Origin of the sequence: Rhizobium sp. WYCCWR 11128, assembly GCF_013416305.1 — a bacterium.
Classification (GTDB): Bacteria; Pseudomonadota; Alphaproteobacteria; order Rhizobiales; family Rhizobiaceae; genus Rhizobium; species Rhizobium indicum.
On the sequence record NZ_JACCEZ010000014.1, the window covers coordinates 73142 to 97243 of the forward strand.

Below are 24102 nucleotides of genomic sequence, written 5' to 3' on the forward strand. Positions count from 1 at the left end.
GCCGCGAAACACCCCACATCTCTCCACAGAAATAACAAGTGATTAGCAACTCCGCCGCAGGATCGGCGTTGAGAGTGGTTCTTCCTGCCTTCGTGGCGGGTGGCGCACACACGTTTTATTAGACGGGGATGCCGGGCAAGGACGAGGCTTGCCGCATCGCAACACCGGCGGTTTTGACATGCGCGATCCTTATAAAATTCTGGGCGTCAAGCGCGACGCGGCAGTAGACGAGATCAAGGCGGCTTGGCGCAACATGGCCAAATCAGCCCATCCCGACCACAATCAGGACGATCCGACAGCGACGGCTCGGTTCGCCGAGATCGGCCGCGCCTATGAAACGCTGAAGGATCCGCGCAAACGCAGCCTGTTCGACAATGCCCTGCGGATGGCCGAAGCCAAGAAGCACGAACAGACGATCATGCAGCAGCGCCAGGCCGCCCGCGAGGCGGCCGTGCGCGCCAAGGCGGCGCAGGCCAATGCCGAGCGCGTGATGGAAGAGCTGGCGCGCGCCGCCCAGAAGGCTGCCGCCGACGGCTCCAGGCAACAGACAGGCTCCGCTGAGGCCGCCGACGAGATGGTGGATCGCATTTTTGGCGCCCAGGCGCGCGCGGCCGGCGGCGGCCAGGCGCAGGGTCGCGCCCAGCAGGCGCAATATCAGCAGGCACAAAACGCACAGGGCGACGCCGGCAGGCGCATGGATGGCGATGCCGCCGAGCCCGACACCAAGGGCGACGAAGAAGCGGGCGAAGCTGGGCAAAATGCCGCCAACCTGTCGCTGCCGCTCAGCATCCTGACAAACCTGGTGCGCCGCTTCACCGGCGCCAAGGATACCGGCCTCGATAAAGCACCGGACGAGGTGACGACGGCGACGGTCACGATCGACGACGTGTTGAAGAGCGGCTGGATCACCGCGTCGTTGCCGGAGGGCCGCGAAATCGGCTTCGCCTTGCCCGCAGGCACAACCGACGGTCACGAGATCAGGCTCAAGGGACAGGGCTTCAAGCTGCCTGGCATGCAGCGCGGCGACGCTGTCATCAACATTCGCATCGCACCCGATCCGCGCTTCACGGTCGATGGTTTCGATCTGCACGCCGTGCTGCCGCTCAGCATCGAAAATGCCGTGCTCGGCACCGAGGCGCGTATCGAAGGACCGAGCGGGCCGCTGAACGTGACGATCCCCGCATGGTCCGGCTCGGACAAGACGATTAGGATTCCCGGCCAGGGATTGCCCCGCGAAGAGGGCGGCAGAGGCGATCTGGTCGTCGAATTGCGCATTATCCTGTGGGAAAAACCCGACGACAAAATCACCGATCTCATGCGGAGCATGCGCGAAGGCCTGTTCCTGTGAAATTTTTATGACATTCGCACCCTTTATTACGATCCCTAACAGTTGATGATCCAGGCCAAGCTTGAACCGATTAACGGCCTATGCCATAGGCAGGATCGATTAGAATCCTAGGGAGCGAAATATGGCTCAAGCATCCGGCCTCATGGCAGGCAAACGCGGCGTCATCATGGGTGTCGCCAACAATCGTTCGATTGCGTGGGGTATTGCCAAGGCCATTCATGCGCAGGGCGGAGAAGTTGCGTTCACCTATCAGGGCGATGCGCTGAAGAAGCGCGTCGAGCCGCTCGCCGCCGAAATCGGCGCGACGCTCGTCGGCCACTGTGACGTCGCCGACGAAGCCACCATCGATGAGGTTTTCGGGAACGTCGAAAAGCTGTGGGGCAAGATCGATTTCCTCGTGCATGCGATCGGCTTTTCCGACAAGGACGAGCTGACCGGCCGCTACGTCGATACCTCGGCCGACAATTTCACCAAGACGATGCAGATCTCCGTCTATTCCTTCACCTCGGTCGCACGCCGCGCCGAGAAGCTGATGACGGATGGCGGCGCCATGCTGACGCTGACCTATTACGGCGCCGAAAAGGTGATGCCGAACTATAACGTCATGGGCGTCGCCAAGGCCGCGCTCGAAGCGAGCGTCAAGTATCTGGCCGTCGACCTCGGGCCGCAGAACATCCGCGTCAACGCGGTTTCGGCCGGACCGATCAAGACGCTTGCCGCCTCCGGCATCGGCGATTTCCGCTACATTCTGAAGTGGAACGAATATAACGCGCCGCTGCGCCGCACCGTCACCATCGAAGAGGTCGGCGATGTCGGCCTCTATCTCCTGTCGGATCTGTCGCGCTCCGTCACCGGCGAAGTGCACCATGCCGACAGCGGCTATCATGTCATCGGCATGAAGGCGGTCGACGCGCCCGACATTTCCGTCGTCAAGGACTGATTTCTCCATAGGGATGCGAGACCGTGCTTATCTACGTGATCAGACACGGCCAGACTGACTGGAATGCGGAGCGCCGTCTGCAGGGTCAGAAGGATATCCCGATGAATGCCACGGGCCTGGAACAGGCCCGGCAGAACGGCGTCGCGCTGGCGGAGATTCTCGGCGACACGGTCGACGAATTCGATTTTGTCGCAAGCCCGCTCCAGCGCACGCGCGCGACGATGGAAATCATGCGCACCGCCATGGGCCTGCCGCCGCTTGCCTATCGCACCGATCCGAGGCTGGTGGAAATTTCCTTCGGCGACTGGGAGGGTTCGACGATCAAGGAGTTGAAGGCGACGCAGCGCGAGCGGGTGGCGGAACGCAACGCTTCGAAATGGGATTTCATCCCGCCCGGCGATGACGCGGAAAGCTACGAAATCCTCTCCTGGCGCACCGGCTCATGGCTAAACTCCGTCGATCGTCCGACGGTCTGCGTGACCCATGGCGGCGTCATCCGCACATTGTTCCAGACGATCGCCGACCTGCCGAAAAGCACTGCTGCGGAAGGTGCGATCCCGCAGGACCGGATTATCCGGATCGAAACCACTGAGCGGACGATCGCCTGGCTGTAGGGATTGCCAAGCCCGCCCCTCATCCGCCTGCCGGCACCTTTGCCTGGGTCGAGACGAGTGGCTCGACCCCGGTAAGGTGAGAGGCAGCCATCTGCTGCCTATTTGACGATATCGAGATCGTTGATGACGCGCTTGCCGTCGACCTCGGTATAGAAGACGATCACCTTCACGCCGGCTTCGAGGCCGTCGAAATTGAATTCCTCGGGTGCCTGATAGGTCTTGCCGTCGTCGAGCGTCAGGACAAGGTTGGCCGTGTCGACCTTCTTGATCGTCGCTTCGACATCGGCGCTCTCGGCAAAACCGCTCATCGGTGACAGGAAGCTTGCTGTTGCCAAAAGCGTGGCGACGACGAAACGCATGGCGACAATCCTTTTAAGACGCTGCACGAGAACATGACTGGCCACAGATAAGCTCCTGAATATGGCGAAAATTGCCCGTAAGAATGGCTTTTCCCGCCCAATTGATGAATAGGATTTTAAATATAATCAAGATGGTGCGTTTATCCGCGGTTTTTCCCTTCCCGCGATCTTTCGGCATCGCCGGCGGGCAATCGTAAATTAACCCGCGCGCCCTACAGTTGCTCGTCAACATGGGGGTTTCATTTTGTTATCCAGGCTCAGCGACAGCAAGCAGTTGCGGCGCGTGTTGAAGAATAGCCGCGTCTCGTTTCTGGTTTCGTCGCTTGTCGCCCTCGTCGTCATCATGGTCGGCTTCGGGCTCGACCAGGCCAATACTGCGTCTCATGTGCGCGAACTTCATATCCGCACCGAAAACGAGACCAACCTCATCCGTGCCCGCGTCATGGCCGAGATCAATATGGACCTCAGCGTCGTGCGCGACCTGACGAACCTGATCTCCGTCAGCGCGGCAAACGGAAAGGAGATGGAGCGCCAGATCAACTGGCTGCTGATCCAGAACCCGTCTTTCATTCATATCGCCGTCGCGCCTGATTTCATCATCCGTGACATCCACCCGGCGCAATCCGGCAATGAGCGGATCGGCCGCGACGTGCGCGAGGCTCTCTTCTTTCGCCAGGCGATGACCGGCGCAACCGGCAATCAGTCGGCGCGCTTCTACGGCCCGATCAGCACCGAAGGCCGGGACGCCTTTGCCATCTTCTTCCCGGTTTACGTCAAGGAGAATGGCCAGCGGCGGATCTGGGGGGCGGTCGAAGTCGCCATCGACCAGACGATGTTCTACCAGGCGACCGGGCTGATGCCGGCGCGCGACCGCGAAAACCAGGAGCGCTATCCGCATCTCGGCCATCTTTCGATCGCCATTCGCGATATCGGCTCGCCGGCCGCCGCCAAAGCTCCTCCCCCGGCGCCGTTCTTCGGGTCCTCCGATATCGACGGCAAGGATCCGATGCGCCAGAAGATCGGTTTTGCCGGCGGCAAGTGGGAGCTTTCCGCCGTGCCGAACAGCGGCTGGAACGCGATACCCGAAAACCGCACCGAGCTGCGCCTGATCATCGTTGCCGCCGGCTTCATCATCATCGTGCCGATCTTCTTCGCGACCCTGCTGCTCGGCGAGCGCAATCGCAACATCACCGCGCTGGAGACGCGCGAGGCAAAACTGCTGGAACTGTCGCAGCGGCTGAACCTGGCGCTAGAATCTTCGAATATCGGCATCTGGGAGCTGCAGGATGATTCGAGCAGCCTGCTCTGGGACGCACGCGCCGCGGCCCTGCACGGCAAGCCGGCGCAGGAAGGCAGCCGGGCGCTCGACGAATGGCTGGCGGCGGTCCTGCCCGAGGATCGTGAAACCGCCGAAGTGCATTTCTTCAGCTGCAGCATTGCGGGTGCCGCCTGCACGGCGCAGTACCGGATCCTGCTTGGCGACGGCCGCATCCGTCACCTGCGCTCGGTCGGCGCCTTCTATACGGATGCCGGCGGCGTCAGCAAGACGATCGGCATCGTCTGGGACGTGACCGCCGATGCGGAGACCACCGACACGCTGCGCAAGGCCAAGGATACGAGCGAGGTCAAGAATGCCGAGCTGGAGCTGGCGCTTGAAGAGCTGTCGAGCCGCGAGGGGCAGCTCGCCGAACTTTCCAGCCGGCTCGACCTGGCGCTCAATTCCTATCAGTGCGGCATATGGGAGGCGCGGCCGGGCCGAGGCGGCTCGATCTGGAACGAGCGGATGCACGAGCTCTATGGCCTTGCGCCGCGCAACGGCTTCATGACCGAAGAGACCTGGCTTGGCTGCATCCACCCCGAGGATCGGGCCTTAGCGCTCGAAAGCGCGCGCCACTTCAAGCGCAATGGCGACACGCACACCCTCGTCTGCCGGGTGATCGTCGACGACGGCTCGGTGCGCTATGTGCGCTCGGTCGGCAAGGTCCACCAGACGGGGACCGGCGAGATGAAGATCATGGGCATCGCCTTCGACGCCACCGAAGACGTGCTGATGACGATCCGGCTGAAGGCGGCCAAGGACGAGGCAGTCGCCAAGAATATCGAGCTCGAGCTTGTCAAGAACAGGATCGAGCACAATTCGCTGCATGACCCGCTGACCGCACTCGCCAACCGCCGCAAGCTCGACATCGCGCTTGAAAAGCTCACCCAGGACGGCCGTCAGCAGCGGCAGAAATTCTCGATCCTGCATATCGATCTCGACCGCTTCAAGGACATCAACGACACGCTCGGCCATGCCGCCGGCGATGCGATGCTGGTGCACGCCTCGAAGGTGCTCGCCAAGAACGTCCGCGGCAGCGACATCGTCGCCCGCATCGGCGGCGACGAATTCGTCATCCTCGCCCTCGACGTCGGCGACAAGGAGATGGCGCAGCTTTCGACGCGGATCATCGAGGAGATGCGCCAGCCGATCGATTTCCAGGGCTTCTCCTGCCGCTGCGGCGTGTCGATCGGTATCGCGCTCGCCAATGGCATCCATGTCGATGCGCGCAAGGTGCTGATCAATGCCGACATCGCGCTCTACCGCGCCAAGAGCACCGGCCGCAACCGCTTCGAATTCTTCAATCACAATCTCCAGGCCGATATTATCAACACCAAGCGCACCGCCGACGAGATCCTCGCCGGCATCGACAATGGCGAATTCACCGCCTGGTATCAGCCGCAATTCTGCGCCCGGACGATGGAGCTGACCGGTGTCGAGGCGCTGGTCCGCTGGCAGCACCCGTCCAAGGGGCTGCTCACCCCCGACAAGTTCCTGCGCATCGCCGACGAGATCAATGTCGTGCAGATGCTCGATCGGATCGTGCTTGAAACGGCGCTGCGCGACAAGATGCGCTGGACGGCGCGCGGCATTGCCGTGCCCAAGGTCTCGGTCAATGTATCGGCGCGGCGGCTGCATGACGGCAGCCTGTTGGAATCGCTCGCCGACCTGCATATCCGTCCGGGTGAGATTTCCTTCGAACTGGTGGAATCGATCTTCCTCGACGAGAGTGAGGACGTTGTCTCGCAGAATCTCGAACGCATCAAGGCGCTCGGCATCGACATCGAGATCGACGATTTCGGCACCGGCCATACCTCGATCGTCAGCCTGCTGAAGCTGAAGCCGAAGCGGCTGAAGATCGACCGCCAGCTGGTGCAGCCGATCGTCAATGCCTCGCAGGAGCGGGCGCTCGTCAGCTCGATCATCGAGATCGCCCGCTCGCTCGGCGTCGAGACGGTGGCCGAAGGGGTGGAGACGGCGGCGCATGCCGCACTGCTGCGTGATCTCGGCTGCGACATCCTGCAGGGCTACGCCTTCTCGCGGCCGCTCTCCTTCGACGATTTCACCAACGAGGCGACCGGGACGGGGTGGCGGCTGGCGTCCTGATCGCCGCCTGCCGATCGGCCTCGCCCTCACCCCTCCCCGCCTGCGCAGAGAGAATGGCGGCAAGATGTGCGTCCATCCCTGGCAACGAACGGAAACAGCATTTCCTGAGCTGCCGGTTTGGCGCAAAGAAAGGCTTTTGCCTCGGCGGTTTTTTGGCCTATGAGTGTCGCGCCTTTTCAAGCAATGGCGCGGCCGGCAGCGATCGGCTTTGGCGCGCCACCGGTCGGAACACATGTCGCACAATACATTCGGTCACCTTTTCCGCGTAACCACCTGGGGCGAAAGCCATGGTCCAGCGCTCGGCTGCGTCGTCGACGGCTGCCCTCCGGGGCTCAGCTTCAAGCTCGAGGACCTGCAGGTCTGGCTCGACAAGCGCAAACCCGGGCAATCCCGCTTCGTGACGCAGCGGCGCGAGGACGATCTGGTGAAGGTACTGTCAGGCGTCATGCTCGACGCCGACGGCGAGACGATGACGACCACCGGCACGCCGATCTCCATGCTGATCGAAAACACCGACCAGCGCTCCAAGGATTATGGCGAGATCGCCAAGCAATACCGCCCCGGCCATGCCGATTACACCTATGACCTCAAATACGGCATTCGCGACTATCGCGGTGGCGGCCGCTCCTCGGCGCGCGAAACCGCCGCCCGGGTTGCCGCCGGCGGCATCGCCCGCCTTGTCGTGCCTGGCGTCACCGTGCGCGGCGCGCTGGTGCAGATCGGCAAACACAAGATCGACCGCCGCAACTGGGACTGGGACCAGGTCGGGCAGAACCCGTTCTTCTCGCCCGATGCCGCAATCGTGCCGGTCTGGGAGGAGTATCTCGACGGCATCCGCAAGAACGGCTCCTCGATCGGCGCGGTCATCGAAGTGATCGCCGAAGGTGTGCCGGCCGGCCTCGGCGCGCCGATCTATGCCAAGCTCGACCAGGACATCGCCTCGCTGCTGATGTCGATCAACGCCGTCAAGGGCGTCGAGATCGGCAATGGTTTTGCCGCCGCCGAAACGTCAGGCGAAGACAATGCCGACGAGATGCGCATGGGCAATGACGGCACGCCGATCTTCCTTTCCAACAATGCCGGCGGTATTCTCGGCGGCATCTCCACCGGGCAGCCGGTGGTGGCGCGTTTCGCCGTCAAGCCGACCTCGTCGATCCTGACCGAGCGCCAGTCGATCGATGCGGAGGGCAAGAATGTCGATATCCGCACCAAGGGCCGGCACGACCCCTGCGTCGGCATCCGCGCCGTGCCGATCGGCGAGGCGATGGTCGCCTGCGTCGTCGCCGACCATTATCTTCGCGACCGCGGCCAGACCGGCCGTCTGAAATAGGAGCGCTCGCCCATGTCTTATGACCAGAAGCGCGTCGTCGACGCCATCCGGGCCTTCGAGGCCGGCGAGATCGTCGTCGTCATGGACGATAATGACCGTGAGAACGAAGGCGACCTGATCGTCGCCGCCGTGCATTGCACACCGGAGAAGATGGCCTTCATCGTGCGCCATACCTCCGGCATCGTCTGCGCACCGATGCCGAAGGAAGAGGCCAAGCGCCTCAACCTCAACGCCATGGTGGCAGAAAACGATTCGGCCCATACGACGGCCTTCACGGTCTCGGTCGATTTCAAGCACGGCACGTCGACCGGCATCTCCGCAGACGACCGGACGCTGACAGTGCGCAACCTCGCCAATCCGAATGTCGGCGCTTCCGATTTCGTCCGTCCCGGCCACATCTTCCCGCTGGTTTCCCGCGAAGGCGGGGTGCTGATGCGCTCGGGCCATACGGAAGCCGCCGTCGACCTCTGCAAGCTTGCCGGCCTGCCGCTGATCGGCGTCATCTCCGAGCTGGTCAACGATGACGGTACCGTCACGCGCGGACCGCAGGTGGTCGACTTTGCCGAACAGCACGGGCTGAAGCTCGTCTCCGTCGCCGATCTCATCGCCTACCGCCAGCGCAAGGAAACGCTGATCGAACTCGGCGCCAGCTTCGACATCGACACGCCGTTCGGCAAGGCCAAGGCTCATACCTATTCCCTGCCCTGGGACCCGATGCAGCATCTCGCCGTCGTCTTCGGCGACATCCGCGACGGCGTCGACATCCCGGTGCGCCTGCATCCGGAGAATGTCGCCGAGGATCTCTTCGGCAAGAACAGCCCGGTCGATTTCTACATGCAGAAGATTGCCGAGCAAGGCCGCGGCGTCATCGTCTATCTGCGCGAAGGCTCCGTCGGCGTCGGACATCACGACAACGGCCGCAAGGCCCGCAACCAGGGCCGCGAAGCCCATGCCGAAGCCCAGACCCGCGACAGCGAATGGCTGGAAATCGGCCTCGGCGCACAGATCCTCAAGGATCTCGGCGTCAGCTCGATCAAGCTGCTGACCAGCCGCGAGCGCCACTATGTCGGCCTCGAAGGTTTCGGCATCAAGATCAGCACGACGGAGATCTGCTGAGGGCTCCTCCTCTTCTCCCCAGCGGGGAGAAGGTGGCCCGAAGGGTCGGATGAGGGGGCCACACGGCACATCCTTCATGCTGCCCTTCGCTTGCGCTCAGCGCATTCGCGGCTTTGCCGCTCACCCCCTCATCTGCCTGCCGGCATCTTCTCCCCGCTGGGGAGAAGGGATACGTGGCAACGTCTCGGTCCCTTTCTCTTCGGTAGGAGCAGGATATATCGGACGAAGTTCGACTACCCTCTCCACCCCTCCAGAAACACGACCTTCTCCACGCCGGCAAACCGAGCGACCCGGTCCAGCTCGGCTTCCAGCCTCTCCAGCCGCCCGGCCGAAGGTTTCACACCCGGCTCCAGCCACAGCCGCTTGACATCGAGCGTCGACCTCTTCCGATCCGCCTTCATGTCGATGCGGCCGATCAGCCGGTCGCCTTCGAGCAGCGGGAAGACATAATAGCCATATTCACGCTTCGGCTCGGGCACGAAGATCTCGATGCGGTAGAAGAAGCCGAACAGGCGTTCGGTGCGGTTGCGGTCGCGGATCATCGGGTCGAAGGGGCTGAGCACGCGGATGCGCGGCGGAGCACCGGGGTAAGTATCGAGCGTCGAGAGGAAATCGGCAAAAGCCCAGGATGGGCGCGCCTTGCCACCGAGCGCCGGTTCGATCAGCACTTCGATCAGTTCGTCGCGATGGGCTGAAACCCAGGCCTTGGCTTCGTCGGGCGAGACCAGGTTCCAGAAGGCCGATATCTCGCCATGGGTGGCGAAGCCGAGCCGGGTAAGCGCGCTGCGGCAGGCCCAATCGACGAATTCCTCGCGGCTCACCTCCGGCTCGCGGAATTCGGCCGGGATGACGCGTTCCGCCAGATCATAGATCTTCTGGAAGTTCGAGCGGCCGGCGATGGCGAACTTGCCGGTGTGCCAAAAATATTCGAGCGCCGTCTTGTTCGGATGCCAGTTCCACCAGCCGCCGGAAACGTGTCCATCGGCCTTGATATCGCGCGCCAGGATCGCGCCGTCGCGCTCAACGCGCTCATAGGTCTCCTCGAATGCCGCCTCGAAGCCCTCGCCCCGCCATTTGCGCCAGCGTTCGACGATCACCTTCTCCTGATGGCGGAACTTGTGTTTCCAATAGACGAAGAAGGCGCTCGGCAGGATGGAAGCGTCGTGCGTCCAGTGCTCGAAAAGCGCGCCGTCCTTTTCGAGCAGCGCCGTCAGATGCTCGCGCCTGTAGGTCTGGTTGCGGGAAAACAGGATCTGATGATGCGCCCGCTCCACCGTCTGGATGCTGTCCACCTGGACGAAACCCAGTTCATGGATGAGCTGCAGCAGGCCGGCCTTGGTCAAGGCGCGGTTTGGCGGGGCGCTGAGGCCCTGCTTGGCAAGAAAGACACGGCGGGCGTCGGAATTGGAAAGCAGATTCGTCATGACCACATCATAATCCGGAAAATCTTCCTAGCCACCCGATATCGACAGCGCAATTTGCTCTTTCATCACCCTCGATTACCCGTATAGAAGCGGGATCGCATGGATGCGAGGGATTGGTTTGGATATTCGTTTCGAAGGCGCCGGGGTTAGTTTCGGGGCACGGGTGGCGCTGCAGCCGCTGACGCTTGGCATCAGCGGAAAACGCATCGGCGTCATCGGGCTGAACGGTTCGGGCAAGACGACTTTCGCGCGGTTGATCAATGGATTGGCCAAACCGTCGGTCGGCCGCGTTACCGTCAACGGCCGCGACACGAGCGACGAAAAGACGGCTGTGGCCGATGTCGGTTTCATCTTCCAGTCGCCGCAGAACCAGATCATCCTGCCGATCGTCAAGGACGACATCGCCTTCGGGCTGAAGCGGCGCGGCTTCACCAAGGCGGAGATCGAGGCGAAGGTCGAGGGCGTGCTGGCCCGCTTCGGCGCCGAGGCACTGGCCGATCGCCGCGCGCACGAGCTTTCCGGCGGCGAATTGCAGGTGGCGGCCCTCTGCTCGGTGCTGGCGACGGGGCCGGGCATTCTCATTCTCGACGAACCGACCAACCAGCTCGACCTCAAGAACCGGGCGCTGGTCGAAGGGATTATCGCCGGACTGCCGGAAAGCGCCATCATCATCACGCATGATCTGGAGCTGATCGCCGATTTCGAGCGGGTGCTGCTGTTTCATGAAGGGCGGCTTGCCGCCGATGCGCCGGCTGCCGAAGCGATCGCCCGCTACAAGGAGATCGCCGCCTGATGCAGTCGCTCTATGTCGAAGGCAACAGCGTGATGCACCGGCTTTCGCCGCGGCTAAAACTGTTGTCGCTGACGATCTTCGGCGTGGTGCTGTTCATCAGCGGGAACCTGATCCTGCTGTCGATCGCCGTGCTGCTGACGGCGGTTCTCTACCGGATGGTCGGCCTGCCGTTTGCCGATGGGCTCAGGCGGCTGCGGCCGATCTTCCTGACGATCGCGGTCGTCGCACTCTTCAACCTCATCTTCAATCCCTGGCAGGAGGCGCTCGTGCCCCTGCTGCGGCTGACGGCGCTGATGCTGCTGGCCGCCACCGTGACGGCGACGACGTCGATCACCGAGTTCATCGACGAGGTGACGGCGCTTGCCCGCCCGCTCGAACGCACCGGCTGGGTGCAGGCCGACGATATCGGCCTGGCGCTCGGGCTGGTGCTGCGTTTCGTGCCGGAGATCGTCGGGCGTTATCAGGCGATCCGCGAGGCGCATAAGGCACGCGGGCTGAAGGTGCGGCCGACGACGCTACTTGCGCCGCTGATCATCCTGACCCTTAAGGATGCGGATAATATCGCCGCGGCGATTGACGCGCGCGGCATTCGGCGGCATGTGAGTTAACGATTGATAAACACGGAATTCATGATGAGCACTCGCGACCTCGTTCTTACCGCCCTCTTTGCCGCGATCATCGTGGCGCTTGGCCTGCTGCCGCCGATCTCGCTCGGCTTCATTCCGGTGCCGATCACCGCCCAATCCCTCGGCGTCATGATGGCCGGCGTCGTGCTCGGCGCGCGGCGCGGCGCGATTGCCGTGTTGATCGTGCTGGTGCTGGTCGCGATCGGCCTGCCGGTGCTTTCCGGCGGCCGCGGCGGGCTTGCCATCTTCGCGTCGCCGACGGCCGGCTTCCTGATCGGCTGGATCTTTGCCGCCTTCGTCACCGGCTATCTCAGCGAGCGGCTGGTCAACCATCAGCAATCCGGCCTGGTGCAGACGGTGAGCTTCTTCCTCACCGCCATGGCCGGCGGCATCGTCGTGCTCTACGCCTTCGGCATCACCTATCTCGCCACCGTCGCCGGCCTCGGCTTCACGAAGGCCTTCGTCGGCTCGATGGCCTTCATTCCCGGCGATGTGATCAAGGCTTTCGTCGCAGCCCTGCTTGGCCGCGCCGTCATGGTCGGCTATCCCCTGCTGCCGTCGCGCGCCTGACGCATAGGCCGGTCTTGTCTGGCGAATACCCCAACGGCCCCTTCGGGGGCCGTTGCGCTTCCGACCGGTCCGCATGAACGGGAACTTTCCAAACCTTCTTTTCATTTTTCCGCAATGAACGTCCTTGAAGGAGAAACCATGCGAGGCGACCAGCAGGAGGAGATGGCTGCCTGGTTCCGCTCGCTGGAGCCCGTCCAGCCGAAGGACATGGTCGGCCTTTGGAGCGGCGTCGGTATTCCGTCGGGCCATCCACTAGACGGCGTGCTCGAGAATCTCAACTGGTTTGGCAAGCGCTTCCATTCCGACATGCGGGCGGACGCCCTGCTCTTCAACTGGAGACCGGGCCGGCTCGTGGCGATCGAGCCAAATTTCTTACCCATTGGGCTGGCGATCAAGATGGCGCCCCTTGGCCGGACGTTCGTCGCCCGCCACGGGTTCTCGTACCTGCAGAAGGTGCTTCGAGCGAGAGGCACGACCGCTTCGTTGCGGCTTCAGGCGCTCGACGGCATCGAAACGGCTGCGATGATCTACGACAAACAGCCGATCGTGGACTACTTCCGGAGGATTGACGATGACGGGATTGCCGGGATGATGTGCGTGCGCGACGATCCTCGGCGATTCTTCTTCGAGCTCCGGAAAGTGATGGACTAGGCATGCCGCAAATGGCCGGGCGGCGGCCTCGGGAACATCGCGGCATAGAGCCATCGAACCGTTGCCGGGCTGATCTTTCCCCGATCCAAAACAGGCGGAACATGTTATGAAAGCAGGGAAGAGGGCGAGATGACCGTCATCGATCGAAATCATGTTCAAGTCCGGGGCGATGGCCAGCGTGCGATGATCTTTTCGCATGGATTTGGCTGCGACCAGAATATGTGGCGTTTCGTGGCGCCGGCTTTTGAAGGCGACTTCAAGACGGTGCTGTTCGATCACGTCGGCGCGGGGCGATCCGATCTCACGGCCTATGATGCCCGGAAATATGCATCATTAGCGGGCTATGCGGATGACCTCGTGGAAATTTGCCGCGCGCTCGGCCTGACGCAAACGGTGTTCGTTGGGCACTCCGTCAGCGCAATGATCGGCGTCATCGCCTCGCTGCAGGCACCGGAACTGTTTGACAGCCTGATCCTTGTCGGGCCGTCGCCGCGCTATATCAATGACGATGACTATATCGGCGGGTTCAGCGCGGCAGACATAGACGAACTGCTGACGTCGTTGGACGACAACCACATGGGGTGGTCTGCCGCTATGGCGCCCGTCATCATGGGCAATCCCGATCGACCAGAACTTAGCGAAGAGCTGACCAATAGCTTCTGCCGCACCGATCCTGAGATCGCCAAGGCGTTTGCACGGGTGACATTCACCTCAGACAATCGCAGCGACCTTCCGAACGTCACCGCCAGAACGCTGATCCTTCAATGCCGCGATGATATCATCGCCTCTGAAGAGGTCGGCGAATTCGTCCATCAGCAGGTCCCGAATAGTCAATTGGTCGTGCTGAACGCGAGTGGCCACTGCCCTAACCTCAGCGCTCCCGACGAGGTCATATCTGCAATCCGGCGGTTCGTCCGATGACCGGTAGCGACACGCAGATCTTCATGCCGGCGGAAGACCTTGAGGACTTGTACGAAAACGCGCCATGCGGCTATCTTTCGCTGCGGCCGGACGGGCGCATCGTCAAGGTCAACAGAACGCTGTCGACCTGGATCGGCATCCCTGTCGAGCAGCTCCTCGGCAAACGACTTCACGACCTGCTCAACACGTCGGGCCGTATATTCTACGAAACCCATTTTGCGCCTCTGCTGCGCATGCAAGGGTTTTTCAATGAGGTTGCCCTCGATCTCGTGACGGCGGACGGCAGAAAACTGCCTGTGCTCGCCAATGCCATGGAAAGACGTGCAGAAGACGGTGCCCTGCTTTTCACCCGCGTGACGATGTTTCAGGCTGCCGAGCGTCGCCGTTATGAACGGGAGCTGGTCGACGCGCGCACAGCCGCCGATGCTGCCGGCGCCACGATCAAATCCAAACTCGCCTTCGAACAGCAAACCGCCGAGTTGCGGGAAGAGTTCATTGCTGTTCTCGGCCACGACCTGCGCAACCCGCTTGCCTCGATTGCAGCCGCGGCGCGCATGCTCCGAAAAGAGAAGCAGACCGATCGCGCGATTAAAGTTCTCGATTTGATGCAGGGCAGCGTCGTTCGCATGTCTGCCCTGATCGACAACGTCCTCGACTTCGCGCGCGGACGATTGGGTGGCGGCATTACGCTCGAGAGGCGGGCGGAGCATCTCGAGCCGCTCTTGCGGCAGGTCATCGAAGAACTCCGCTTCAGTCATCTCGACCGCGCAATTGAGGTGACGATCGAATTCGATGGGCCGATAAACTGCGACAGCGGCCGGATCGGCCAGCTGGTGTCCAATCTTCTGGCGAATGCCCTGACCCATGGGACACCGGACGAACCGGTGCGGCTATCGGCGGCAACTGTCGACGGAAGGTTGGAGCTTTGGATCGCCAACGGCGGCGCTCCGATTTCCAGCGACGCGATGACACGGCTTTTTCAGCCTTTCTTCACAGGCGAAGCCGGCACAGGTCAAAGAGGATTGGGGCTGGGTCTGCACATCGCCTCGGAAATTGCCCGCGCCCATGGCGGGACGATCACGGTCAGTTCCGATGACAAGGAGACGCGCTTCACCTTTGTGATGCCGTTGGATTGATCGGGAACGCAGCCGCGCCGGTATGGGCCGACTGTCCGGTTGATTGCCGCCTCGGCAGCCGGGCAGCCAGGAATCCGGGCAACAAAAAACCGCCTTGAGGCGGTCGGGCATTCTATCGATTTCAGTTTGATTTAGTCTCCTCCTCCACCATCTCCGCCACCGCCGTCACAGTCGCCTGAGGCGTCGAACCAGCCTCCACCTCCATCGCCGGAGCTTCCTGAACTGCCCGACCTGCGCTTGGTGTTTGCGGTGGTCTGGGCAGTGCGCCCTCGTGCTGCCCCGGTGATCATGGCAAACAGGACAAAGCCTGCGATGAGCATGATAGTTATAAGAAATATACTCAATCAGTCTCCTTCGTTTGTTTCAGGAAATCTTGTTTCCTGATTAAAATAGTAGATTATTTTCCCGCTCCCGAAAATAGCCTGAATATGAAACTTTCATGACATACTGGATCACGTCAAAACTCTGCGCTGCCTAAGGTGCAGCACAGAGGATCTCGGGCTGGTTCCCCTTCAAGCTGCCGTGCGTTGCGGAAAGAGGACGGCTTGCGGGGCGGTTTTGACTCCGCCCACGATCAAGGGGTCCCGATAGAGGCGAGGAGACGGTATTCCCAGCCTCGAATGGAGCTTTGCGGCCGAACTTGGCAGGAACGGCAGGAGGCAGCGGGCAATGATCGCAAGGCCGTAGACCTGCTCGGCCAGGCAAGCGCCAAGGCGAGCAGTGGTCGCCTGCCGATCCTCCGGCGTGAGATCGGCAAGCAGGGCTTTCGCATCCGCCCACGGCGCGCATTTTGTAAACCGCCTGTTCGCCTCGCCGATAAACACAAAAATATCGGCGAGGCCGAGATGGAGCTCGTAGGCATCAAAGGCTTCAGCCACCTTCCCCGGAAGGCGGGCAGCCTGGTCCACGAACGCGCTGTCCGGCACGGGCGGAACGATGCCGCCGAATGACGTGGACAGAAGCGCAAGCACCCGGTTGGCGAGATTTCCGAGCTGCCCGGCGAGCTCGCCCGACCACGCGGCTTCGAGACGTTCGCCGGAGAAGTCGCCATCGTCTCCCGAGCGTATATGCCGGAGCAGGTAATATCGCAGTGCGTCCGGCGTTGCGTAGGATTGGATGATGCGTTCCGGATCGATGCCGTTGCCGGCCGACTTGCCGATCTTCCGGCCGTCTACCGTGACGTAGCCGTGCACGAGGATCGACGATGGCGGCGGCAGACCTGCGGACAAGAGGATGGCCGGCCAGTAGATGGCGTGGAACTTGGAGATGCCCTTGCCGACGACATGGATGCGTTGGCCGCCGTTCCAATAGTGCTGCAGCAGGGTCGGATCGGACCCGTGGCCGAGACCAGTGAGATAGTTCGCCAGGGCATCGAACCAGACATAGACGACCTCATCCCCATCGGGCACGGGAACGCCCCAGCCTCGCGCCCGCTCCGCACTGCGCGACACGCTGATGTCGGTCAGGCCACGCCGAAGCAGGGCAAGGATTTCATTTCGCCGATGAGCCGGGACGATCCGAAGCTCGCCGGTCTCGACGAGCTCAAGCAGCCGGTCGCCATATCGCGAGAGACGGAAGAACCAGTTCTCCTCGCGGATGGTCTCAAGGGCAAGCCCATGTTCCGGGCAGCGCCCATCATCGAGTTCCGACGGCTCGTAGAATTGCTCGCAACCGACGCAATAGAGACCCTCATATGCCTTGCGATAGAGTTCGCCATTGCCGGCGCATGCCCTCCACAAGGCATGGACGCAGGCGATATGCCTTGGATCGCGGGAGGTGCGGACGAATTCCTCGTTGGAGATATCGAGCAGGCCGCCGAGGCGCTCGAACCTGTCGGCGTTCGCGTTCACGAAGTCCTTGACCTGCACTCCCGCGGCTTCCGCCGACCGGACATTCTTCAGGCTGTTGTCGTCGGTTCCGCACTGGAACCTGATGTCGTGGCCGAGAAGGCGGAAATGGCGAGCATAGGCATCGGCCTGGACCAGTTCGAGGGCAAAGCCCACATGCGGCGCGGCATTCACATAGGGGATCGAGGTGGTGATGTAGATCTTGTTCATCGGTATTTCCTTTCGAAGGCTGTTATTGCCCGCGAGACGGATCGACCCATGAAAAGACCGCCTCGAGGGCGGTCTCTGGTGCATTATGGACGCACGAAACCCGCCACGCTATGAGCGCGGCATCATCATCACGACAGTGCTGATCACGGTGTTGTCCATACAAATTTCTTACCATCAAGGGCGGCTTCGAACAAGCGCGCTCGTTGCCAGCCCGTCACACCAGCCCGGGCACGACGAACACCAACCAGGCGACGATCGGGCCGATGATCGCGATCAGGGCGCTGTAGATCAGCAACTGTCGCAGCACCTGCTCCCGCCTGTCGTCCGGTGCATTGGCGACGACAAGCGCGCCGTTGGTGGAAAATGGGCTGGTATCGACGATCGTCGTCGAGATCGCGATCGCCGAGACCACACCGATGGCGCTGACATGTCCTTGCAGGAGGAATGGGACGGCGAGCGGGATGATCGCGCCGAGCAGCGCGGTCGAGGATGCAAAGGCCGAGACGATAGCGCCGGTAAAGCAAAGCAGGAGTGCTACCAGGAGCGGCATGCCGAGACTGGATATACCGTTCGCCACGTAGTCGACCGTCCCGGCCTTCTCCATGACGCCGACATAGGTGATGATGCCTGATATCAGCAGCACGGTCGACCAGCTGACCTTGTCGATTGCCGCCTTCTGAGTTTTCGGTGACAGCAGCGCCAGGGCGACAGCCACGGTCATGGCGACGAGGCCAACGTTGAACTTGAAGACCAGGGCGCCGATACCGAGCGCCGTCAGGCCGATCAAGGTGGTAATTCTCTCATTGTTCAGGCGCAACGTCGTCGCGGTATCGGCCGCCGTGCCATAGGCATGCTCCCTGATCGGTTTTGCCGGCGTGCCGCCGTGACCTCTGATCGACTCCGATACGCCCTCGGGATGGAGTTCGGGCAAGGGGCCAAATGATGTGGGTTCCTGCTTCATCACCCTGGCGCCGCCGAAAACGAAGAAGACCAGCACCGCGATCGCCAGGTTGAAGAAGAAGCTGGAGAGAAACAGCGAGGTCGGCGCGAAAGGCAGGCCGGCCTTCGCAACGATCTGGTTGGTGATACCGCCATAGATGCTGATCGGCGAAAAGCCGCCCGCCTGCGCGCCGTGGATCACCATCAGGCCCATCATGACCGGGTGAATGCGGTACTGCACGGCAAAGCTCAAGGCGACAGGTGCGAGAATGGCGACGGCAGCAGGCCCAAGTGCACCGAAACCGGTAATGATGGCGGCGACCAGGAACATCACCCAGGGAATCAAGCCGATCCGCCCGCGCACCAGGCGGACGGCACATTCGACGAGCCAGTCGATCGTGCCGTTGATCTGCGCTATGGCGAAGAGGTAGGTGACGGCGACGAGCGTCAGGAACAGGTCACTCGGAAAGCCGGCGAAAATGTCGGTGGTTTTCATCCCGATGACCATCGAGCCGAGCACGAAGGCGCCGGCAAAGGCGAGCGCACCCATGTTGATCGGCTGGATCGTCGCAATGATGAACATCGCGACAAGCAGGCCTATGGCCAGTAATTCAATACCCATGATTCCCCTCCCTCCGACGCCTCCAGCGCCGTAGTTGTTGTGTTCAAGATTGATGCGGGATGTCGACGCACCCTCCTCCCAGAGGGCGCAGCCGTCTTACTTCCTGGTATAAAGATCGGCGTATTGCTGCCGCAGAATGTTTTTCTGAACCTTGCCCATCGTGTTGCGTGGCAGGTCGTCGGCGAAGATGACCCGTTTGGGCTGTTTGTAGCGCGCGAGACGTTGCTGGAGGGCGCTGACGATGGTCTTTTCATCGAGGACGGCGCCGGGTTTGCGCACGACGACAGCCGTTACGCCTTCTCCGAAATCGGGATGCGGCACGCCGATCACAGCACTCTCAACCACACCCTCGATCTGGTCGATCTCGCCTTCGACCTCTTTCGGATAGATGTTGTATCCGCCCGAAATCACCAGGTCCTTGCCGCGTCCGACGATGTGGATGTAGCCGTCCCGGTCGATCTTGCCGAGATCGCCGCTGATGAAGAATCCATCTGCCGTGAACTCCGCCGCCGTCTTTTCCGGCATGCGCCAATAGCCCTTGAAGACGTTCGGCCCCTTGATCTCGATCATCCCCGTTTCTTCAGGCGGCAGCACGAGCCCGGTGGCGGGGTCGGTGACGCGCACCGTCACATCAGGCAGCGGGAAGCCGACGGTTCCGGCAATGCGTTTGCCCTCATAGGGGTTGGACGTGTTCATATTGGTTTCCGTCATGCCGTAGCGCTCGAGAATGGCGTGACCGGTACGCGCGTGGAACTCGGTATGGGTTTCGGCAAGCAGCGGAGCCGAACCGGAAATGAACAGGCGGATGCTGGCTACCGCTTGCTCGTCGAGGCGCGGACTTTGCAGCAGGCGCACGTAGAAGGTCGGCACGCCCATCAGCATCGTTGCCTGCGGCATCAGCGAAACGACCTCGTCGGCGTCGAATTTCGACAGCAGAAACATCGAGGCGCCGGCGAGCAGCGTGACATTCGTGGCGACGAACAGCCCATGCGTGTGGAAGATCGGCAAGGCATGGATCAGCCGGTCGCCTGATGTGACGCGCCAATAATCCCGCAAGGTCAGGGCGTTCGAGAGCAGGTTCCCATGTGTGAGCATCGCCCCCTTGGAACGTCCCGTCGTTCCCGACGTGTAGAGGATCGCAGCCAGATCATCGGCGGAACGCGAGGCGTCGACAAAGTCGGCCGGCTCATCGCGCGCGAGATCCAGCAACGAGCCGCTGCCGTCGGCATCGAGCGTTTCGACGATGGCGCCCTGGGGCTTGGCGATCGTCTCCACACCGCCTCGAGCGGCCGACGCAACCACCACCAAACGCGGCTCCGCATCGCCGATAAAGTAATCGAGCTCAGCCAGCGTATAGGCGGTGTTGAGCGGCAGGTAGACCGCGCCGGTTCGAAGACAGGCGAGATAGAGGATCACTGCCTCGGCGCTTTTCTCGACTTGCACCGCCACCCGGTCGCCGGGGCGAATGCCGAGCGCGTCCATCGCGCTGGCAATGCGGCCGGAAAGAGCGAAGGCATCGTCATAAGTCCATGTGCGGGTGTCATCGATCCGGATGAACGGTGCGTCACCGGGCGCAGCCGCCCGCATGGCGTCGAAAAGATGGTTACTCACTTTCGCCCTCCTCCAAGCGTTGAGTTCACTATTTGTTGGAATGGCCGGGAGCCTTGCTGGCCATTGCCGCCGCGGCGGCTTTCGTCGTTCTGGCTGAGCAGGCTTTTGACGGCAGGCGAGGCAATCACTTCGCCGCGCTGCGCTAAGGCCTCGTGGTTGGCCACGATATCGTCGAGCTTGTAGAGGTAGTTGACCATCAGGCCATGGGCCTGCTGCATCGCCTTGGCCGAGCGGTCACCGAGAAAATTCAGTCTTTCCAGTCGAGCGCCGTTGCCGAGATGGAAGCGGGCGACAGGATCGACGGGGCGGCTCTCCGGTGTCCGTTCGGTCAGGAAATAGCGCGCCGCAAGCGGTAGCAACACACGCTCCACTTCCGTCGCCGTCTTCTCGTCGTCGGGCCAGTTCGGATCGTCCAGCGCCGTCAGCGTTTCGCGGGCCGCTTCCGGCAGCAACCGGTCGGTGGCCGAGGCACGCGCCTTGGCAAGCCAACGGGCAAAACCTGGAACGGGCGACAGCGTAACGAAATTCTTGAGGCCAGGCAGGTCTCTGCGCAGGTCTTCCACGACCTGCTTGATCAGGAAGTTGCCGAACGAAATTCCGCGCAAGCCATCCTGGCAGTTGGAGATCGAATAGAAGACGGCCGTCGTCGCCTCGTCGGCATTGATCTGCTCCCTGCCCTCGACGAGCACATCGCCGATCGCACTGGGCACGGATCGTGTCAGCGCCACCTCGACGAACACCAGCGGCTCGTCAGCCAGTCGGGGGTGGAAGAAGGCAAAGCATCGGCGGTCGGCCGGTGCCAAACGACGGCGCAACTCCTCCCAGCCGGCGATCTCGTGCACGGCCTCGTATTTGATAATCTTTTCAAGGATGTAGGCCGGCGTCGACCAATCGATGGGCCGCAGCGTCAGAAAGCCGCGATTGAACCAGGAGCCGAACAGATGCGTGAAGTCGGCGTCAAGCGCGTGATAACCTTCGGATTGGTCTTTGGAAGCCAGCAGCTGCTCACGCATCCGGACGAGCTTGGCGGTGCCGTTCGGCGCGTGATTCAATCGGCGCAGAAGCTCCTGTCGCCGCGGCTCGGCTGCCTGGTGGAGGGCAATGACCGCGGCAGAGCTTTTATCGGTGCGGTAGTTTTCGATTGCCTGGTCGAGCCTCACCGTGTCGGGCCCGAACTTTTCATGCAGCATATCGAGGAATGCCTGCGCGCCCTCGCTGTCGAGCGCGCCCCAGCGATCGAGGATCTCGGCGGCAAGCGCCATGCCCGAGGCTTCGCCCCGGCTCGATAGCAGCATTTCACAGAGTGTCTGGAGATCGGCCTTGGCTGCGACCTGCGTGGCGCGCGCGCCGGAAAACAGAAGCTGGCGTCCGCGATCCGTGATGCTCTGCAGCATGTCGGTGAAGAAGGAAGCCTCAGACATGCCATTCTCCTCTCTTTCGCTGGTCTCTTCTGTTGGGCCGGCTGGTTTCGCGGGCTGCTTTGACGGCTGCTTCCCATTGTCGGGTTTCACCGGTAGTATGTAGAATGCCATTCTTCGTACACGAGGTCAATGATCGTGTATACAAGAATTGCGTTTATGTATGAGGGAAGTGAGACGAATGTCCGAGAATGTCGGTCGATGGCTTCGTGATGAGATTGAAAACTCAATTCTTTCCAACGAGTTCTCCCCCGGTGAGCGGCTCGACGAAACGGTGCTTGCGACGCGTTTCGGGGTCTCCCGCACACCGGTGCGCGAGGCGCTGATGCAGCTCGATGCGATCGGCCTCATCGAAATCCGACCGCGCAGAGGCGCCATCGTCATCGATCCAGGGCCACACCGTGTCTATGAAATGTTCGAGGTGATGGCCGAATTGGAGGGCTTGGCCGGGTCGCTCGCCGCCCGACGGCTGGACGAGGCCTCCCGGGAAGCGATCACGGCCACCCACGGCCGCTGTGAGAAATCTGCCGCGGCCGGTGACAGCGACGCCTATTATTACGACAATGAGGAATTCCATAAGGCCATCTACGCAGCCGGCCGAAGCGAATTCCTGGAGGAGCAATGTCTGCAATTGCACCGCCGCCTGCGGCCCTATCGCCGCCTCCAGCTGCGCGTGCGCAACCGCCTGTCGACCTCCTTCTCAGAACATTGCGCCATCGTCGACGCGATCTTTGCCGGAGACGGCGACGAAGCCCGCCGCCTGCTGCGGACGCATGTCGGCATTCAGGGAGAGAGGTTCAGCGATCTGGTCGCCAGCATGGCGGCTAGGTGATTGGATTGCGGGAGTAACCTCAGGAGAAAGGTCGCTGCGCTATTCTTGGGGTTGATCGCCACGATGCGGAGAGATCGGAGGCTTTTGCTTGTCGGGCCACGCCGAACGAAGTGTTTTCCAGAAATCCCGGAGCGCCAGAAGAAGCGCGCCGTTGTATTTTCCGTACATGAACGTCACCGCGTCATCGGTCTCCCACTGCCCTTTCTCTCGCTCGTTTTTCACTAAAAACTCCACGGTATCGGCAGGAAAGGGATCTCTGCCCGTCTATTGTAAAGGTCGCATCCAACCGCGTCACGCGGGAGTAACAGATTCACCTGTCCTCGATAAGATGAAGGCGGCGCGTTCTCTCACGGAAGGATTGGGATCAGCTCTCAGCCTCAACGCGAGCTCCTCAGCTTCGCGGCTTCCACGCCACTGCTGAATAACTGCCGTCAGTGCGGCGCGTCGGACGATTGCAGATGTATCTGACGCGGCAGCTCTGATGACAGCCGCTTTATCGAAGGAGATTTGGACGTCACGGAAGTCGAACTTAGGCTCTCGCGCCCGTTTTCCCATAGATTTGTCTATCCACTTCCACTCCCAGCCAACTTGCCAGCCAGCACGCTCGTCCGCAATGGCTTTGACCGCCATGGCTCGAATCCATGGTTGTTTCGCGCTTGCCGCCAGTCGAGACAAATGAGGATCTATCGAACTATTCTTCAGCACGAGACGAAAAGTCCGTGAAGTAGGCCCGGTTTGCGCTTCACAGAGGATTCCGCTGAGCTGTTCAGCCACATCAGGCCTTGCAAGCGTCGTCTCCATAGCCTCGCGTTCGACGCCCCATCTTCCCCAACTTTCTTGGTGCAGAAGCAGGGAGGTCACGGCATTGGCGATTACCTCAGCCGAGGTGAGCGGGAAGCACCGCTTCGCACAATCAAACGCAGCAGCGCGGACTGGCTCCGCCCAGTCATTCAGACGTATGGCGATTGCCGCGAACAGAAAAGAACTTTGCAGCCCGCCGGTTATCCTCTTGAGGGCAACTTCCCTCATCCGTCCATTGCAATGAAACAGGAAGAGATAACGAAGGTCGGGAAATTTCAATAACTGCTGCTTATCAGAAAGATGAGGCCGGAACAGTCTGCCAGGCCACGCGGGCTCCGGACGCCAGCGATATAGCTTTGCTGCTGTTGCAATCGCCGGGGCAGATTGGCTGATCGTTGTAGCCGGGAGAGCGGATATGCCAGCTACAGCGGAAGGCAGCTGCGCTTCGACACTTTGGCCGCTATTCAGGCGCTCCCCAATGGCAACCAGCAGTTCCTGTAGATCGGGGGGTAAAACATCGGATTTTGTCATTGAGCGATTTTGGATTGCTGACATCTGCAGATCAATGGG

Annotated in this window: 21 protein-coding genes; 13 read left to right on the forward strand and 8 right to left on the reverse strand. The window is 61.6% G+C overall.

Translation table 11 applies throughout. The features are described 5' to 3' along the window. Positions 1–148: 148 nt before the first annotated feature. From HX898_RS29545 to HX898_RS29555, 3 genes are all read left to right on the forward strand, one after another. A complete protein-coding gene (locus tag HX898_RS29545) occupies positions 149–1348 on the forward strand; it encodes a DnaJ C-terminal domain-containing protein (RefSeq protein ID WP_180196490.1) in 1200 nt (399 codons plus the stop codon). A 121-nt stretch (positions 1349–1469) separates the two neighbouring features. Continuing rightward, positions 1470–2288, forward strand: coding sequence for an enoyl-ACP reductase FabI (gene fabI / locus HX898_RS29550; protein ID WP_138328822.1), 819 nt, complete (start codon positions 1470–1472; stop codon positions 2286–2288). A 23-nt stretch (positions 2289–2311) separates the two neighbouring features. After that, positions 2312–2902 carry a histidine phosphatase family protein gene (locus HX898_RS29555; protein WP_138328823.1) on the forward strand — a complete coding sequence of 197 codons (591 nt, stop codon included), beginning with the start codon at positions 2312–2314 and terminating at the stop codon, positions 2900–2902. A gap of 98 nt (positions 2903–3000) precedes the next feature. Here the strand turns inward: HX898_RS29555 and HX898_RS29560 are convergent, their stop codons facing one another. Continuing rightward, positions 3001–3261: a DUF1344 domain-containing protein gene (locus HX898_RS29560; RefSeq protein ID WP_003569889.1), complete on the reverse strand. Its 261-nt coding sequence runs from the start codon at positions 3259–3261 to the stop codon at positions 3001–3003. Positions 3262–3505: 244 nt separating this feature from the next. Here HX898_RS29560 and HX898_RS29565 point away from each other — a divergent pair, with 244 nt between their 5' ends. From HX898_RS29565 to ribB, 3 genes are all read left to right on the forward strand, one after another. Next, positions 3506–6685, forward strand: coding sequence for an EAL domain-containing protein (locus HX898_RS29565; RefSeq protein WP_171599146.1), 3180 nt, complete (start codon positions 3506–3508; stop codon positions 6683–6685). A 232-nt stretch (positions 6686–6917) separates the two neighbouring features. Next, positions 6918–8015, forward strand: coding sequence for a chorismate synthase (aroC, locus tag HX898_RS29570; protein WP_180196491.1), 1098 nt, complete (start codon positions 6918–6920; stop codon positions 8013–8015). A 12-nt stretch (positions 8016–8027) separates the two neighbouring features. After that, the gene (gene ribB, locus HX898_RS29575) at positions 8028–9131 is read left to right on the forward strand and encodes a 3,4-dihydroxy-2-butanone-4-phosphate synthase (RefSeq protein WP_171599145.1); all 1104 of its coding nucleotides are present in this window, start codon (positions 8028–8030) and stop codon (positions 9129–9131) included. A gap of 233 nt (positions 9132–9364) precedes the next feature. Here the strand turns inward: ribB and HX898_RS29580 are convergent, their stop codons facing one another. Continuing rightward, on the reverse strand, positions 9365–10555 hold the full coding sequence (locus tag HX898_RS29580; protein WP_180196492.1) for a winged helix-turn-helix domain-containing protein: 1191 nt from the start codon (positions 10553–10555) through the stop codon (positions 9365–9367). A 118-nt stretch (positions 10556–10673) separates the two neighbouring features. Between HX898_RS29580 and HX898_RS29585 the strand changes: the two genes are divergently transcribed. The 6 genes from HX898_RS29585 (at position 10674) to HX898_RS29610 (ending at position 15252) form a co-directional block, all read left to right on the forward strand. Further along, positions 10674–11348 carry an ABC transporter ATP-binding protein gene (locus HX898_RS29585; protein WP_138328828.1) on the forward strand — a complete coding sequence of 225 codons (675 nt, stop codon included), beginning with the start codon at positions 10674–10676 and terminating at the stop codon, positions 11346–11348. Next, the gene (locus tag HX898_RS29590) at positions 11348–11956 is read left to right on the forward strand and encodes an energy-coupling factor transporter transmembrane protein EcfT (protein ID WP_166478054.1); all 609 of its coding nucleotides are present in this window, start codon (positions 11348–11350) and stop codon (positions 11954–11956) included. The genes HX898_RS29585 and HX898_RS29590 overlap by 1 nt, the downstream gene beginning before the upstream one ends. A 24-nt stretch (positions 11957–11980) precedes the next feature. Continuing rightward, positions 11981–12544, forward strand: coding sequence for a biotin transporter BioY (locus HX898_RS29595; RefSeq protein WP_012756299.1), 564 nt, complete (start codon positions 11981–11983; stop codon positions 12542–12544). 114 nt (positions 12545–12658) lie between these two features. Beyond that, entirely contained in the window at positions 12659–13195 is a 537-nt protein-coding gene (locus HX898_RS29600) for a GXWXG domain-containing protein (RefSeq protein ID WP_138328830.1), read from the forward strand. A gap of 129 nt (positions 13196–13324) precedes the next feature. Continuing rightward, positions 13325–14116: an alpha/beta hydrolase gene (locus HX898_RS29605; protein WP_138328831.1), complete on the forward strand. Its 792-nt coding sequence runs from the start codon at positions 13325–13327 to the stop codon at positions 14114–14116. Continuing rightward, on the forward strand, positions 14113–15252 hold the full coding sequence (locus HX898_RS29610; RefSeq protein ID WP_138328832.1) for a PAS domain-containing sensor histidine kinase: 1140 nt from the start codon (positions 14113–14115) through the stop codon (positions 15250–15252). Before HX898_RS29605 ends, HX898_RS29610 begins: the two co-directional genes overlap by 4 nt. Before the next feature lie 512 nt (positions 15253–15764). Here the strand turns inward: HX898_RS29610 and HX898_RS29615 are convergent. From HX898_RS29615 to HX898_RS29630, 4 genes are all read right to left on the reverse strand, one after another. After that, entirely contained in the window at positions 15765–17309 is a 1545-nt protein-coding gene (locus HX898_RS29615; RefSeq protein WP_171599141.1) for a methionine--tRNA ligase, read from the reverse strand. A 214-nt stretch (positions 17310–17523) separates the two neighbouring features. Beyond that, positions 17524–18870, reverse strand: a complete 1347-nt coding sequence (locus tag HX898_RS29620; RefSeq protein WP_171599140.1) for an SLC13 family permease — start codon at positions 18868–18870, stop codon at positions 17524–17526. 96 nt (positions 18871–18966) lie between these two features. Further along, positions 18967–20481 carry a malonyl-CoA synthase gene (locus HX898_RS29625; RefSeq protein ID WP_180196493.1) on the reverse strand — a complete coding sequence of 505 codons (1515 nt, stop codon included), beginning with the start codon at positions 20479–20481 and terminating at the stop codon, positions 18967–18969. Next, positions 20478–21902: a malonyl-CoA decarboxylase gene (locus tag HX898_RS29630; protein WP_171599138.1), complete on the reverse strand. Its 1425-nt coding sequence runs from the start codon at positions 21900–21902 to the stop codon at positions 20478–20480. Before HX898_RS29630 ends, HX898_RS29625 begins: the two co-directional genes overlap by 4 nt. Before the next feature lie 178 nt (positions 21903–22080). Between HX898_RS29630 and HX898_RS29635 the strand changes: the two genes are divergently transcribed. Continuing rightward, positions 22081–22731 (forward strand): GntR family transcriptional regulator, encoded by a 651-nt coding sequence (locus HX898_RS29635; RefSeq protein ID WP_171599137.1) that lies wholly within the window; start codon positions 22081–22083, stop codon positions 22729–22731. A gap of 39 nt (positions 22732–22770) precedes the next feature. Here the strand turns inward: HX898_RS29635 and HX898_RS29640 are convergent, their stop codons facing one another. After that, entirely contained in the window at positions 22771–22953 is a 183-nt protein-coding gene (locus tag HX898_RS29640) for a hypothetical protein (protein WP_171599136.1), read from the reverse strand. A 69-nt stretch (positions 22954–23022) separates the two neighbouring features. Beyond that, positions 23023–24063, reverse strand: coding sequence for a hypothetical protein (locus HX898_RS29645; RefSeq protein ID WP_171599135.1), 1041 nt, complete (start codon positions 24061–24063; stop codon positions 23023–23025). Positions 24064–24102 lie beyond the last annotated feature (39 nt).

What these genes read in the sequence shown, in the direction of transcription:
- ribB (WP_171599145.1), top strand. Translation starts at nt 8,028, where the DNA reads ATGTCTTATGACCAGAAGCGCGTCGTCGACGCCATCCGGGCCTTCGAG.
- fabI (WP_138328822.1), top strand. Translation starts at nt 1,470, where the DNA reads ATGGCTCAAGCATCCGGCCTCATGGCAGGCAAACGCGGCGTCATCATG.
- HX898_RS29605 (WP_138328831.1), top strand. Translation starts at nt 13,325, where the DNA reads ATGACCGTCATCGATCGAAATCATGTTCAAGTCCGGGGCGATGGCCAG.
- HX898_RS29600 (WP_138328830.1), top strand. Translation starts at nt 12,659, where the DNA reads ATGAACGTCCTTGAAGGAGAAACCATGCGAGGCGACCAGCAGGAGGAG.
- aroC (WP_180196491.1), top strand. Translation starts at nt 6,918, where the DNA reads ATGTCGCACAATACATTCGGTCACCTTTTCCGCGTAACCACCTGGGGC.
- HX898_RS29610 (WP_138328832.1), top strand. Translation starts at nt 14,113, where the DNA reads ATGACCGGTAGCGACACGCAGATCTTCATGCCGGCGGAAGACCTTGAG.
- HX898_RS29630 (WP_171599138.1), bottom strand. Translation starts at nt 21,902, where the DNA reads ATGTCTGAGGCTTCCTTCTTCACCGACATGCTGCAGAGCATCACGGAT.
- HX898_RS29590 (WP_166478054.1), top strand. Translation starts at nt 11,348, where the DNA reads ATGCAGTCGCTCTATGTCGAAGGCAACAGCGTGATGCACCGGCTTTCG.
- HX898_RS29580 (WP_180196492.1), bottom strand. Translation starts at nt 10,555, where the DNA reads ATGACGAATCTGCTTTCCAATTCCGACGCCCGCCGTGTCTTTCTTGCC.
- HX898_RS29620 (WP_171599140.1), bottom strand. Translation starts at nt 18,870, where the DNA reads ATGGGTATTGAATTACTGGCCATAGGCCTGCTTGTCGCGATGTTCATC.
- HX898_RS29615 (WP_171599141.1), bottom strand. Translation starts at nt 17,309, where the DNA reads ATGAACAAGATCTACATCACCACCTCGATCCCCTATGTGAATGCCGCG.
- HX898_RS29645 (WP_171599135.1), bottom strand. Translation starts at nt 24,063, where the DNA reads ATGACAAAATCCGATGTTTTACCCCCCGATCTACAGGAACTGCTGGTT.
- HX898_RS29595 (WP_012756299.1), top strand. Translation starts at nt 11,981, where the DNA reads ATGAGCACTCGCGACCTCGTTCTTACCGCCCTCTTTGCCGCGATCATC.
- HX898_RS29635 (WP_171599137.1), top strand. Translation starts at nt 22,081, where the DNA reads ATGTCCGAGAATGTCGGTCGATGGCTTCGTGATGAGATTGAAAACTCA.
- HX898_RS29560 (WP_003569889.1), bottom strand. Translation starts at nt 3,261, where the DNA reads ATGCGTTTCGTCGTCGCCACGCTTTTGGCAACAGCAAGCTTCCTGTCA.